The 12,277-nt window shown below is 55.8% G+C and carries 13 protein-coding genes, 1 tRNA gene and 1 pseudogene; 6 read left to right on the top strand and 9 right to left on the bottom strand.

Features of this window, described 5'->3' with window-relative positions; all coding sequences use genetic code 11:
- Positions 1–2 precede the first annotated feature (2 nt).
- Genes NRB16_RS24415 through NRB16_RS24400 form a run of 4 tightly spaced genes read left to right on the top strand, consistent with a single transcriptional unit; the run spans position 3 to position 2,488 of the window.
- Entirely contained in the window at positions 3–1,055 is a 1,053-nt protein-coding gene (locus NRB16_RS24415) for a hypothetical protein (protein ID WP_253111058.1), read from the top strand.
- Between the two features lie 3 nt (positions 1,056–1,058).
- Positions 1,059–1,511 carry a tail fiber assembly protein gene (locus NRB16_RS24410; protein ID WP_257107127.1) on the top strand — a complete coding sequence of 151 codons (453 nt, stop codon included), beginning with the start codon at positions 1,059–1,061 and terminating at the stop codon, positions 1,509–1,511.
- Between the two features lie 15 nt (positions 1,512–1,526).
- On the top strand, positions 1,527–1,973 hold the full coding sequence (locus NRB16_RS24405) for a structural protein P5 (RefSeq protein WP_257107126.1): 447 nt from the start codon (positions 1,527–1,529) through the stop codon (positions 1,971–1,973).
- The gene (locus tag NRB16_RS24400; RefSeq protein ID WP_257107125.1) at positions 1,970–2,488 is read left to right on the top strand and encodes a lysis protein; all 519 of its coding nucleotides are present in this window, start codon (positions 1,970–1,972) and stop codon (positions 2,486–2,488) included. The genes NRB16_RS24405 and NRB16_RS24400 overlap by 4 nt, the downstream gene beginning before the upstream one ends.
- Positions 2,489–2,495: 7 nt before the next feature.
- Here the strand turns inward: NRB16_RS24400 and NRB16_RS24395 are convergent, their stop codons facing one another.
- Both NRB16_RS24395 and NRB16_RS24390 read right to left on the bottom strand, forming a co-directional pair.
- Positions 2,496–2,777, bottom strand: coding sequence for an XRE family transcriptional regulator (locus tag NRB16_RS24395; protein WP_257107124.1), 282 nt, complete (start codon positions 2,775–2,777; stop codon positions 2,496–2,498).
- Between the two features lie 41 nt (positions 2,778–2,818).
- Positions 2,819–3,037 (bottom strand): hypothetical protein, encoded by a 219-nt coding sequence (locus NRB16_RS24390; RefSeq protein ID WP_373568505.1) that lies wholly within the window; start codon positions 3,035–3,037, stop codon positions 2,819–2,821.
- 332 nt (positions 3,038–3,369) lie between these two features.
- Here NRB16_RS24390 and NRB16_RS24385 point away from each other — a divergent pair, with 332 nt between their 5' ends.
- Positions 3,370–4,134 (top strand): DNA adenine methylase, encoded by a 765-nt coding sequence (locus tag NRB16_RS24385; protein WP_257107123.1) that lies wholly within the window; start codon positions 3,370–3,372, stop codon positions 4,132–4,134.
- Between the two features lie 115 nt (positions 4,135–4,249).
- Here the strand turns inward: NRB16_RS24385 and NRB16_RS24380 are convergent, their stop codons facing one another.
- From NRB16_RS24380 to NRB16_RS29470, 3 genes are all read right to left on the bottom strand, one after another.
- Positions 4,250–6,100: a KAP family NTPase gene (locus tag NRB16_RS24380; protein WP_257107122.1), complete on the bottom strand. Its 1,851-nt coding sequence runs from the start codon at positions 6,098–6,100 to the stop codon at positions 4,250–4,252.
- A gap of 438 nt (positions 6,101–6,538) precedes the next feature.
- Positions 6,539–6,661 (bottom strand): hypothetical protein, encoded by a 123-nt coding sequence (locus NRB16_RS29475; protein ID WP_306456522.1) that lies wholly within the window; start codon positions 6,659–6,661, stop codon positions 6,539–6,541.
- Between the two features lie 89 nt (positions 6,662–6,750).
- Entirely contained in the window at positions 6,751–7,065 is a 315-nt protein-coding gene (locus NRB16_RS29470; protein WP_306456520.1) for an SOS response-associated peptidase family protein, read from the bottom strand.
- Here NRB16_RS29470 and NRB16_RS24370 point away from each other — a divergent pair.
- Positions 7,064–7,435, top strand: a pseudogene (locus tag NRB16_RS24370) (LexA family protein); the annotation flags it as partial. The gene NRB16_RS29470 and the pseudogene NRB16_RS24370 sit on opposite strands and share 2 nt — an antisense overlap.
- Positions 7,436–7,690: 255 nt before the next feature.
- On the opposite strand, the gene NRB16_RS24365 reads toward NRB16_RS24370, so the two are convergent.
- The 4 genes from NRB16_RS24365 to modC all read right to left on the bottom strand — a co-directional run bounded on the left by NRB16_RS24365 (position 7,691) and on the right by modC (position 12,277).
- Positions 7,691–7,776 (bottom strand) — tRNA-Leu (locus NRB16_RS24365).
- A gap of 162 nt (positions 7,777–7,938) precedes the next feature.
- Positions 7,939–8,538 carry a hypothetical protein gene (locus NRB16_RS24360; RefSeq protein WP_257107121.1) on the bottom strand — a complete coding sequence of 200 codons (600 nt, stop codon included), beginning with the start codon at positions 8,536–8,538 and terminating at the stop codon, positions 7,939–7,941.
- Positions 8,539–8,709: 171 nt separating this feature from the next.
- Positions 8,710–10,917, bottom strand: a complete 2,208-nt coding sequence (locus tag NRB16_RS24355) for a TonB-dependent siderophore receptor (RefSeq protein ID WP_257107120.1) — start codon at positions 10,915–10,917, stop codon at positions 8,710–8,712.
- A 271-nt stretch (positions 10,918–11,188) separates the two neighbouring features.
- On the bottom strand, positions 11,189–12,277 hold the full coding sequence (modC, locus tag NRB16_RS24350) for a molybdenum ABC transporter ATP-binding protein (RefSeq protein WP_257107119.1): 1,089 nt from the start codon (positions 12,275–12,277) through the stop codon (positions 11,189–11,191).

Below are 12,277 nucleotides of genomic sequence, written 5' to 3'. Positions count from 1 at the left end.
CCATGCCCAAGTTTTTCCGATTTCCCTGGGCTTACCAGGGCGATAAGAGCCCCATACCGGACGCCGTTCAGGCGGATGGCAGCTTCAGTTACAACCAAGGCTTCGGCTTTGACTACGAGCGCGCCCGCAATGACCCCAGCTACAAGCCGGTGCCACGCGAAGGCATGAATGGTGTTTTCCATGACATCACCGAGGCGTTGGGCACGATCCAGCGCCAAGGGGTATTTGATTGGGTGGATGCCGCGCAGAACGGCGGTGAGGCGGTGCGCTATGAGCTTAATGCGTTGGTGCGCCACCAGCAAAAGGTCTGGCGCTCACGCATCAGTGACAACCGCTCCGAGCCCGGCACGGATGGTACCTGGACCGATTTGAGCATCAGCCATAACTGCGCCCGTTTTACCGAGTCGGGCCGCCTGATTATCCCGGCCGACGTGACCACCATCTGGATTTCCGGCTGTGCTGGCGGTGGTGGTGGCGCCGGTGGCTCCGGCAACCATATCCAGGGTGCGGCCGCGCCCAGTCCCGGTGGCGGCGGCGCGGGTGAGTTTGTGATTGCCGAGCCTCATGACGTGGTGCCTGGTCAAGTACTGGATATCTTGATCGGCACCCGTGGTCTGGGCGGTGAGCGGGGCGTGCCTATGGTCACTGAACCCGGCAATGGTATCGATGGTGGAGATACCGTCATCGGCTCGGTTCTCACGCTACGAGGCGGCAAGGGCGGCGGACGCGGCATCAGCGCTCCAAACGGCGCCTACTCAGGGGGTAAAGGCGGAGCCGGTTTTCCTAACGGCGGCAGCGGTACCGATGGTACTTCGTCGATTGAGCGAGCCAGTCATACTGGTCTCAGCGGTGCAGGTGCATCCGGTCCATTTGGCGGTGGTGGCCTTGGACAACGCAGTGGTATTCCCCAGGCCCAGCTGAACGAAGGGCTAGAGGGCATGTCTGCTGCGGGATTTGGTACGGGCGGTGGCGGTGGAGGGTCTTCCTACATCAACGTCGGTGCCGGTGGAAAGGGCGGTAATGGCGCGCCCGGTTTCGTAATGATCAGGTGGTGATTCATGGCAAAGCGCGTGTTGTATTCCTTGCAAACCTTCCGTGTGCTGGAGTGGCAAGACACGGACAAAATGAACTATGGCGCTCCAGGCTGGGGCATGGCTGTGGCGGTGATTCCGGAAAGTGACTGGCTGCGGCAGAACACCTTGCAGTGGTACTTCAATGGGTCGTTGACCGACATGGAACCGACCATTGCGCCGCCCGTCATCACCCCGGAAGAAATCCTGTTTCGCAACGGCGTGACTCGCAGGCGCTTGATGAGCGAGGCGCAGATATCTATCACGCCGCTGCAGTACGCGGTCGATCTGGAGATGGAAACTGACGACGAAGCGGCCCAACTATTGCGCTGGAAACGCTACGTCGTCGAGGTCAATCGAATCGACCTGACGCTGCCAGACCCTGACTGGCCAACCCTACCCGAAGAATTTGAAGCCCGCCCCGAGCGGGCTTTTTATTGAGCGCAAGAAATGAACATGACAGTCCCTCGCGGCGTCCGTAACTGCAATCCGGGCAACATCGATTACAACCCGCGCAACCCGTGGATCGGCCAGCTTGGTCTGGAGCTGGGCGTGTTCCGCCCGCGCTTCGCCCGCTTCGACAGCGCCGAGAATGGCATTCGTGCCCTTGGCAAACTGCTGCTCAACTATCGCGGTAAAGATGGCCTGCCCGGCATCGGCGGGCCAAACATCGACACCGTGCGCGAAACCATCACCCGCTGGGCGCCCGGTAACGAGAACGATACCGAGGCCTACATCAGGGCCGTGGCCGGGAAACTGGGTGTCAGGGATAACGACATCATCGACGTGCGCCAACCGCGTGTGCTGCGCACCATGGTCGGCTCGATCATCGCCCACGAGTGCGCCAACTATCGGTACCCGAATGAAGTGTTTGACGAAGGCATGCGGCGGGCGCTGGCATGATCGGCGCGTCCATCGATGGCCGACCCTGGGTCGCGGCGTTGCTGGTCGGCTTGGGCAGCGGCTTCGCCGTTGCCTGGGCGTGGCAGGCCAACGCTTACCGGGCACAGCTGGCCAGCCAAGCCGCTGCCTTTCAGGCCGACCTGACCACCATCGCCAACGCCAGTGCCGCCCAAGCCCGCAAGGCGTTGCAGGTGCAACAGCGCATGCAACAGGCGCTGACCGTGCTCGACCATAAACACACTCTGGAAAAGGAGCAGGCCAATGCCGCAAATGAAGCTCTGCGCCGCGCTGTGGCTGACGGCACTCGCCGGCTGCGCATCGCCGGGACATGTCCTGCCGGTACCGGGCACGTGCCCGATGCCACCGGCACCGCCGGCGTGGGCCATGCAGGCGCCGTCGAACTCGCTCCAGTTGCTGGACGAGCTGTTTTTGATATCAGAGCCGGGATTATTGCCGATCAAGCAGCTTTGAAGGCGCTACAGGAGTACGTAGAGAGCGTTTGCCAAGTACGCTGAAAAGGCGTCACTCGCCGCCTTGGCCTATCTCGATATCAGCGCCCACTTCACGCATCTTGGCATAGACCGTTTCCAGCACTTCATCAGGTAACGTCAGACGTGCTGAGAGCATGAACAGCATCTGGGCGCTCAATTCCCGTGGTGCAGCGCCACCGGTGTACTTGCGCCATTGACGCCCGTCGGCCAGCCCGGCCAGGTCGGCCATCTGATTGCCGGTCATGCCCAGCTCGCGCTTGAGCTGTTCAAGGTCGTCTGTGGAGGGGGGAGAGTAGCGGGTGATCTTGTTCATGTGCCGCCTATGAGAAGCTCCGCTTGCGCGGGGCTTGTTGATCAGGCCAGGTATTTGGTCAAGGCCAGGGTCGCTGCTGCCACCGCGCCGACCAGGCCGGATGCAATCGCGATGGGGTACCAAAATACTTCGCGGCTCATCTTGGATGACTCGGCCCGCAGCTTGATGGTCTCAGCGTTCAATTTGCTGGTCTCGGCCATCAGCTTGGCGATCTCGGAGTGGATCTTTTCCAGTTCGGCGGTGGTCATTGCGTTGCTCATGTGTGCTTCCCTTTGGGGCTGTCGGGCCGGGCGATTTGCGCTTCCCATGTGTTGTATTTTAGGCCCATTGGGCCTATTCCGCAATAGCTGATATTACCTTTTTTGGGAGAGGCGATGCCTGTCGGTGTCGATCAAGCGCTGCGCTCGATCAGAAGGCTTGTCTCTTTTTCACCACCCGTTCAAGCAAAAGGAGCGACCAGCCTGGATGCGTCAACATCCATACCGGTCGCCGAACCCGCAGACCATTCCTGCAAGTCCCGCCAAGGCTCCTGCTCCGTGCACAAAGCGCGGCGAGCCTATCACCTGTTTATCCATACAGTAAAGACTTGCACATGACCAACCCCATCGTTCCATGGATGGGCGGCAAACGCCGCCTGGCCAAACACCTGCTGCCCCTGTTCCCGAAGCACGACTGCTACGTCGAAGTCTTCGCGGGCGGCGCCGCCCTGTTTTTCAAGCGACCTGAACCCGCCAAGGTCGAGGTTCTCAACGACCTGAACGGGGAACTGGTGAACCTCTACCGAGTGGTGCAGAACCACCTTGAGGAATTTATCCGCCAGTTCAAGTGGGCGCTCTCGTCCCGTCAGATATTCGAATGGCAGAAAATGACCCGCCCCGAGACCTTGACCGACATCCAGCGCGCTGCGCGGTTTTTCTACCTGCAGCAGCATGCGTTTGGCGGCAAGGTCAGCGGCCAGACCTTCGGCACCGCGACCACCACCCCGGCGATCAACCTGTTGCGGATCGAGGAAAACCTGTCGGCTGCCTGGCAGCGGTTGTCAGGCACCTACTTAGAGAACCTGCCGTGGCTGGAGTGTGCCGAGCGTTATGACCGGCCGCATACGTTTCACTACATGGACCCTCCGTACTGGAAGACCGCAGGGTATGGGGTGGGGTTTGGGTTTGAGCAGTATGAGGCGATGGCTGATTTTATGCGGCGGTGTAAGGGGCGGGTGATGGTGAGTATTAATGACCATCCGGATATTCGAGACGTGTTTATAGACTTTCAGATGAGCAGATTAGAAACGCGCTACACGACAGCGAATCTGAAGAGCGCAACCGCGAGAACTGCAGTGGAGCTCGTCTTTATGAATTAACGAATCTTTATGTTGGTTTTTTATTTTTACGCGGCGTGTGAGTTTAAGGTTTCGTAGAAGTAGGTGTAGATCCCTCGAAGCTATATAGGGATCTACAATGGTCTAGAGTTATAACTTAAGGGTTGGTGTTTCCGATTGATTTGTCGATTTCTCCCAGGTAGTAGGTTGTCCGGATTTCCATGAGCTTTCTTTGAGGGTGGCTTTCTTTTTTTATTAATGCTTCGAGTTCCAGTTTTAAGTTCTTAAGCCATTCATATTCGTCGCTCAGTACATGGTCGCGCCCTCGCTCGCTTTGATAACGTCGCTCTAGGCTGCCGAATAGTGAGATGTTAGGTGTCGAGTTGTGAATTAGTAGCTCGGCAAATCTTTTTGCATCTAGATGGTGTAGGAATGGTATTGCTGCGTAGTTATTTTTGTTAATGCCGTATTCATAAAGCGATTGGTATGAGCTTGGGTCGCTGCTTAGTCGTTCAATGTATCGGGCTGATATGGTTTTCATATATCTTTCTTGCGCTGCATTTACTGTGCTTTGGACGTGTTGGAAAATTTTTTTGAAGTTTTCTGATTCATTGCCTGGATATCCTAAGCCAGCAAAAGCAAATGATGAAGCATGGAAGTGCTCTTTGGTGGGGTCGAGCGCTCCTGCTTCGAGAAGTTTGTTCATGTAGTTGTCGAAGTATTCTATCGTTTTTGCTGGGTCGCCAACTATTGCGTCTCCAAATTCATTTAGTACTAGAAAGGAACCGGCAACATGTAGTATTAGTCCGGGGTCTGTTATGCTCCCTTCTTTAAGTTGTTCGAGGATCTCTTTCCTTGCCTCAATATACTGGCTTTTAGTTAGGTCACTCCACCCCCAGAGCCTGCGCCATGCTGGGGCTGAGGCATAGCCTACTATTATTGGGTGTAAAGATAAGGATTTATTAATTTCTTCAGCATCTATCAAGCCTGATTCATAGAGCTTGGCGAGATGGAGTGGAGAAATAATAGGGTGCGTCCATTTTACATCTGTGTATTTTTTCTTTAGTTTTTCGTATGCTTGTACGTATGGTGACTTTGCTGTGTTTTTGTTGAAATTCAATAGGTCAAGGTCAGACGTTGGTAGTTTTCGGAGTATTTCTGCTTTAAGCTTTCCGCAGCGATATTCGTGACCTGTTGCAATCATGTACAGCAATAGCTGCTTCATGCCCTCATTAGAGTCTCTGAGAGATTGGTTGAGTGCTATGGTTAGTCGTTCGTACTCCATAAGAATTGCGCGGAGGTTTCGATAGTTTGTCTTGTCTGAAGCTAGGAAAGTGCTGAGGATGGAGGCTTTTTCTGTCTCTACTGTTCTTCGTATAGAGTCGGTTTCTATTTCTTCAATTAGCTTTTCAAGAATTTCACCTGGATCGGACTTGACCTCTATGGTCTTGCCTATGACCTTTTCTTTCTGTTGGGCGTACTCGTTTTTTTGCGTTTCAGGTATATCGGCTTCGTTGGCTAGAATTATAACCTTTAAGCCTTCATGTTCCACAAAGGTATTTATAAAACCTAGTATTTTCTGCACTTCCAAAGAGCTTCGCTCAAGGTCGTCGAAGACTAGTATTTTTCCTTCTAGATTTAATATTGTTTCTTGAATTATTGACTTGTTTTCTTTGCTGGAGTTTACATCTGTGCCGACAAGGCCGTTAATTGCTTTGGATACGAATGAACCTAACAATCGAGCGGGCTTTGAGCTTAGGAGTGGGTGAGACTGCGTGAAAAATTGGTCAGTTATTTCTGTTGTAGATGTTATTCCATAAAGGCTGGCATATAAATAGTTTTTTTGGTTTTCAGATCCGCCAGTTTCTGTAAATCTTTCAGAGAGATATTTTTTTATGAAATGAGTTTTTCCTGATCCCCAAGGGCCGCTAAGCATCACTGCGAAAGCTAAGTCTTTAGAGTCGTCTAGATAGTAGTCAAGGAAAGTTGACGCTTCGTTTTTTGACATTGCATAGTCCTTTGAATGTCTAGGTGAGTAGCTATGATGCGAGTTTTTTGTTGATGATGTCAAGGTGCTCTTTAGTGAGGTGTTGCTCTGGCTGTGCAGCTTTTTAAAGGTTTTTAGTTGTGGCTGTTTGTTTCTTGCTTTTTAATGCGTGTTCTAAAAAAATGAGGTCTTTTTGAGTGGCTTTGTTTTGATCGTCTGTTTTCGTTTCGTGGCTAGCTATGAGTATTTTAATATTTCGCCGAAGATGGAGTTGTATTTAATATAGCGTCAATGTTTAGATAATATAAAAACTATAGCTCAGTCCTCGTCCCTGATTTTTCGGGTTGCCCACGGACTTGCCGACCGGATGCTAACGAAATTCCTCTGAGGACCGGTATCCGACACTATTTCCTGCGCACGTTTGATAGGTGTATGCAGAATCAGCCGTTGTATTGCAGTCTATGGCGTCAGAGCTAGTTGCTTGTGGCCGTGGACGTCGCTCAAACCTCCGTTAGCTGACGCGGTGATAATCACGAAGTCGTTAGACTCGTTCGACTCCAGATCAGTGTGCACTTCGGCCAGTGCGGTGAAGAATAGCGGCTCGTCTTTAGTGCTGGTGATGTAATACGGTTGCTTTTTCTTTGGAACGTCCGCACTTTAATCCATTCGAACTAGTCGTTTGCTGGTGCCAAACACCTAATGTGCGGCCACAATCCTTTCCAGAGTTTTCCTTCAAGCAATGTATCCACCCGGGCATTGATCGGATCTACTCTCTTGCCTTTGGCCCGATGCGCGCTCCACTCCCCGCGCACCTTGTCCACCCGTAATCCTCCCTCGGCTGGCCTTATCAGCTCAACCCGTGTGCTGGGCGCGACGTTGTAGCGGCTGATCGGATCACGGTCGCAGCCGTTGATTATCAACAGGTCCAGCTCAAGCAGGCGCAGGTAGGCGTCCATGTCTTCATAGATCGAGTAGCGACCACACATGATGTTCTCCTGCCGAAATTTCCTCCCTGACACATTGTTCATGGATGATGCAGATTGCTATATGTATATCCATACAGTTATTGGTTCCGTCCACAGAACATGTCAAGAGGGCCATCTCATGAGCATCAGATCTCTCGGGCGCATCGCATTAGGCAGGGTGCCGCTCACGCTGTATCCATCATTCATTCCGGCCTGCTTTCCGTCTTCAACTGCAGACCACATCGAGAAGCACATCAGCCTGAGTGACCTGTTCAATCTCCTGGCCCCCCATGTGTATCCGGCCCAGGTAAATGGTGACAGCATGCAGGGCGCAGGAATCTATTCCGGCGACCTGCTGATCGTTAATTGCGGTCTTGAAGCGACGCACGGCGATATCGTGACAAGGGCGGCATTTAGGTCGACGCTCTTGATGAGCGAACAGGAGAGGTGGGGGACAGTGAAGGCTGCGGTCTTTGCTGGTTGCAGCGTCGGGGTGAAATCGAATCTGTTGCAGGGTGTTGGATTTTGTTCGGCAGAACGCCGGAGGAGGGGTAAAAACTGGAATTGCGGAGCAGAGGTCTTTTTTGCGGAGCAAAACCCTTTGCTCTTTGGTGCGATAAATCCGCGTAACCCATTGATTTATCTATGGTGCCCCGAGCCGGGGTCGAACCGGCACGTCCAAAGAACGAGGGATTTTAAGTCCCTTGCGTCTACCAATTTCGCCATCGGGGCATAACGACAAGAGCAGGGAATATATACATCAAGGCCCTGCGAAGCAAGCCTGTCGGGTGCCGAGATGGCACAAGATGTTGCATTTCAGGCAAATTAAAAAATCTCGACAAATCATGGGCCTACAAAACAACGCTGAAATACGGCTTTAGCGTTCGGACGGTCTCACAGGCGTCTGAACGTGATCACCCACACCAGCGGGTTATCGCTCCAGGATTGCTCTCGGTGTGAAACCTGCCACCAACTGGCGAAGGCGATCACCGGGGTGGGACTGAGACCGGTGTGCGGGGCGGGCAAATGATTGGCGAAGTACACCTGGATACTGTCATTCACAGGGTAAAAACCTTCAGCCTGTGCCTGCTCATCGGTGATGTCGTGCAGTTGCTCGGTACTGATACTGATGACTTCTATCAGGCCGCGTGAAGCTTGGCGGGGCATCGAGCGACTGGGGCGGTGCCACCAGGCGGGATGGTCGGCGGGCGCTGCTGCGCTATTGAATGCCTCGGGAGGTGTGTGCTGATAGCTCTGCCCGGATTGCAGGGTCATGTCCACGAAGTGTTTGAGTTGACGATGCCTTGTCAGGCTGTATCTCGATTCCCAGAGGCCATAGGCGTAACAATCCTCTTTGAGCCACAAGCGTGTGCCGGGCGGCCCGTAGGGGCAGGCCGGTGGGGAGCGGGCGGTGATCGTGCGACGGGTGACCGTCTTTCTGTCTGCCAGAATGGCATCGACCATTGTTGTGCTGAATAAAATAGAGCGTTCCATGACAATTAGCCTCACTGAATCGAATGTTCACCTCATTACAACACAGCCCGAGGCCAAGGCGAGGCCTGTCAATGGGCTTCAAGTGCCTAACCGATGAAGCGTCGTCAGGAACGGCTCCGGCATTCAGTAAAGACAGCCGCAGCCCCGAATTATCGAGGCTGCGGCAATCATTTAGAACGAGTAGTTGGCCGACAGAATGGCCGCGCGCGAATCACCGTATTCGATGGCTGACGAACGCGCAGCAGTACCGTTCTGCTGACGCACGCGCTCTACATAGTCTTCGTCGAACAGGTTGTTGACGTTGAGTTGCAGGTCGAAGTTCTTGTTGACCTGATAGGCCAGCATTGCGTTGTGCACCCAGTAATCATCCAGCTTGGCTGTAGTGCTGGAGCTGACGTTACGCTCGCTGACATAGCGGGCACCGTAGCCGACAGTGAAGCCTGCTGGCAGTTTGTAGGTGGTCCACAGGTTGAGCGAGCGCGGCGGGGTGTTGCCCAGCGCCTGGCCTTCACGGGCAATACCGGCAGCGGTGTCGGCGGCCTTGAGGGTTTCGCTGCTGAGGATGGTGTAGTTGGCGAACACATCCCACTCTTTGCTGATGTGGCCAGTCACGCCGAACTCGATACCGTCTACACGCTGCTCGCCAGCCAGTTGCGTCGAGCCATCAGCCATGGTTTCCCGGGCGTTGCTCTTCTCGACGCGGAAAATGGCGGCATCGAGTTGCAGGCGCTTGTCGAGCAGTTCCCACTTGGTGCCCAGTTCCCAGGTTTCGTTCTTTTCCGGGTCCAGATTCTCGGTGGTGGCGCTCAGGCCGCCGCCGCTGGAGGCCAGGCTTTCAGCCGACGGGTTGAAAGAGTTTCCCCAGGCCAGGTAAATGCGACCGTTTTCGACGGGTTTGTAGACCAGGCCTGCACGGCTGCTGACTTTGTCGTCGCTCGATTTGAAGCGGCTGGTGCGGACCTTGGCGGGCGAGAAACCGTCGGCTTCGCCTTCAAAGTGATCGTAGCGCACACCCAGATTCAGGTCCCACTGCTCGTGCAGCGCGATGGTGTCGAAGGCATACAGCGCGTGGTTGGTCAGCTCGGTTTCGGTGTAGGCCGTAGTGGCCTTGGCGGTTGGGCCGGGCCAGTAGCCCGGCGGGTTGCTCAGCGAGTAACCGGCGGCCGGGTAGTTGCCAATGCCGTAGTTGTAGGTCTTCAGATCCAGCGTCTCGCGAGAGATCTCGGCACCGGTCACCAGGTCGTGGCGCATGCCCAGCAGGTTGAAGTTGCTGATCAGGTTGGTCTGGTTGATCCACATTTCGGTGCTGGCGTGGCGGCCATAGGCTTGCGGGCCGGCTGGCAGGTAGCGACCGGCAGGCAGCCCGGCAGTGTTGACGTGGGACGCCGAGACCGTGGTGTCACGGGTGATGTGACTGAACCGGGTCAGGTTCTGCAGGCGCAGATTGTCGTTGAAGTCGTGCTCGAAATTGGCGGTGAAGGCGTTCTGCTCGATCTTCTCTTTATCGAGGTTTCTCCAGCCGAAATAATCTTCACGGCTGACCCCGGCCAGCTTCTTGCCATCAAGCGCCGGCACGCCGTAGTCCGGGGTGTTGTCGTCGGTCTGGTGGAACGCGCTGAGGGTCAGGCGCGTGGAGTCGCTCAGGCCCAGGCGTAGCGACGGCGCGATGCCCCAGCGTTCACGCTCGATCACGTCGCGGCCGGCCACGTCATTCTTGTGGCCCATCAGGTTCAGGCGAAACGCGCTGTCGGTGCCCACCCCTTCCAGCGGCTGGTTGGTGTCGACAGTGGCGCGGTAGTAGCTGTCGGTGCCAAGACTGCCGCCCAGACGGGTGAAGGCACGATCCATTGGCTGCTTGCTGATGATGTTGATGCTGCCACCGGTGGTGCCGGCGCCGCCGAATACTGAGTTCGGGCCTTTGATGACCTCGACCTGATCGATGTTGAACGTATCGGTACGGCTGGTCTGGGCGCTGTCACGCAGGCCGTCGATCTGGATGTTGCTGTTGGCCGAGAAGCCGCGAATGTTGATGCTGTCGCCGGAACCGCCGCCGCCTTCACCGGCGTTGAAGGTGATGCCGGACACGTTGGACAGCACCTGGCGCAGGCTGAGGGCTTGCTGCTCCTGGATCACCTGGGCGGGAACCACGGTGATGGTCTGTGGGGTGTCGACCAGTTGCGTGGTGATCTTGCTGGACGCCGAACGTTCGGTCTTGTAAGCGCCTTCGCCGGCAGCATCGACATTGATGTTGTCCAGTTGGACAGCCTTGTCGCGGGGTTGCTCGGCCAGCGCGTGTCCGGCGCAGGAAGCAACAGCCAGGCCAAGGGCGGAGAGCATCAGCGGGTTGGCTGAGCGGGTAGGGGTAAGCTTGCTAGTCATGAACAACGCTACCTTTGAGAATCCAAGTCGTGTTTTTTTTGATAGTTATTTGCATTTCTGCGGCCGCGAATATTGCTGATAATCATTGTTATTTACAATAGTTTGTAATGAAATGTTTTCTGTGTAAGCTTTTCATTACAAATGAGCGGTTTTCCCGGCGCCGATCTGGCAAAGCAGAACGGACAGTTTCGGCAATCCCGCGGAGGGAGGCAGTCAGGCCCAGGCTCCGCGATGGCCAGAGCCTGACGACAAAATGTGCAGGAAAAGGCCGTCAGGCCAGTACGGCGACGCTCTTGATCTGCGCCCACAGCGGCTGACCGGGCTGCAGTTGCAGCAGGTCGCGGGAGTAGCGGGTGATCCGCGCCAGCAGCAAGGTGCCACCGGCATCAAGCTGGACCATGACATGCGCCGGGTGGTCCGCCGCGACCTCTTTGATCACCACCACCGGCAGGCGGTTGAGGATGCTGCTGTGTTCGTCGGGTTGCCGGGTCAGGCTCACGTCGCGGGCCTGCACCTTGAACCGCAGGCGGCTGCCGACCGCCTGCGGGGCATGGGCGATACGCATCGTCTGGTTGCTGCCGGGCAGGTTCAGGGTCAGCAACTGGTAGTCAGGGTCATAACCGCCAGTTACGCCCTCAATCACTACCCCGGCATCCGCTTGCATGGCGATCGGCAAGTCAAGACGCGCCAGGGTTTGCTGCAACGGGCCGCTGGCGATGGCCTGGCCTTCGCTCATCAGTACCAGATGGTCAGCCAGCCGCGCGACTTCGTCTTGAGAGTGGCTGACATACAGCATCGGGATGCGCAGTTCGCTGTGCAGGCGCTCCAGATACGGCAGGATCTCCGCCTTGCGCTTGCCATCGAGCGCCGCCAGTGGCTCATCGAGCAGTAACAAGCGCGGGCTGGTCAACAGGGCGCGGGTAATCCCCACCCTTTGCCGTTCACCGCCAGACAGTTTGTCCGGTTGCCGGTCCAGCAAGTGACCGATGCCCATCAGTTCGACTGCCTGGTCCATCTGCACGACGCGCTGCGTGGTCGCCACGCGTTTCTGGCCAAACTCCAGATTGCCGCGCACGCTCAAATGAGCGAACAGGCTGGCCTCCTGAAACACATAACCCAGCGCGCGTTTGTAGGTGGGCACGAAAGTGCGCCGTGCCGTGTCGTGCCAGACCTCGCCATTGACCTGGATGAACGCGCTGGCGGCCTGTTCCAGGCCGGCCACGCAACGCAGGCAGGTGGTCTTGCCCGAGCCTGAATGCCCGAACAGTGCGGTAACGCCCTGGCCAGGCAGGTCGAGGTCTACATCCAGGGCAAAGTCGCTAAACGCCAGCTTCAGGCGAATCTGCAAGCCGTCGCTCAT

The sequence above is a fragment of the Pseudomonas sp. LJDD11 genome (genome assembly GCF_024584215.1).
Classification (GTDB): Bacteria; Pseudomonadota; Gammaproteobacteria; order Pseudomonadales; family Pseudomonadaceae; genus Aquipseudomonas.
This window is presented reverse-complemented; position numbering and strand designations above follow the sequence as displayed.

Bases quoted from the DNA above. Each gene is read 5' to 3' on its own strand.
- NRB16_RS24415 (WP_253111058.1), top strand. From the start codon at position 3: ATGCCCAAGTTTTTCCGATTTCCCTGGGCTTACCAGGGCGATAAGAGC.
- NRB16_RS24410 (WP_257107127.1), top strand. From the start codon at position 1,059: ATGGCAAAGCGCGTGTTGTATTCCTTGCAAACCTTCCGTGTGCTGGAG.
- NRB16_RS24405 (WP_257107126.1), top strand. From the start codon at position 1,527: ATGACAGTCCCTCGCGGCGTCCGTAACTGCAATCCGGGCAACATCGAT.
- NRB16_RS24400 (WP_257107125.1), top strand. From the start codon at position 1,970: ATGATCGGCGCGTCCATCGATGGCCGACCCTGGGTCGCGGCGTTGCTG.
- NRB16_RS24395 (WP_257107124.1), bottom strand. From the start codon at position 2,777: ATGAACAAGATCACCCGCTACTCTCCCCCCTCCACAGACGACCTTGAA.
- NRB16_RS24390 (WP_373568505.1), bottom strand. From the start codon at position 3,037: ATGAGCAACGCAATGACCACCGCCGAACTGGAAAAGATCCACTCCGAG.
- NRB16_RS24385 (WP_257107123.1), top strand. From the start codon at position 3,370: ATGACCAACCCCATCGTTCCATGGATGGGCGGCAAACGCCGCCTGGCC.
- NRB16_RS24380 (WP_257107122.1), bottom strand. From the start codon at position 6,100: ATGTCAAAAAACGAAGCGTCAACTTTCCTTGACTACTATCTAGACGAC.
- NRB16_RS29470 (WP_306456520.1), bottom strand. From the start codon at position 7,065: ATGTGTGGTCGCTACTCGATCTATGAAGACATGGACGCCTACCTGCGC.
- NRB16_RS24360 (WP_257107121.1), bottom strand. From the start codon at position 8,538: ATGGAACGCTCTATTTTATTCAGCACAACAATGGTCGATGCCATTCTG.
- NRB16_RS24355 (WP_257107120.1), bottom strand. From the start codon at position 10,917: ATGACTAGCAAGCTTACCCCTACCCGCTCAGCCAACCCGCTGATGCTC.
- modC (WP_257107119.1), bottom strand. From the start codon at position 12,277: ATGAGCGACGGCTTGCAGATTCGCCTGAAGCTGGCGTTTAGCGACTTT.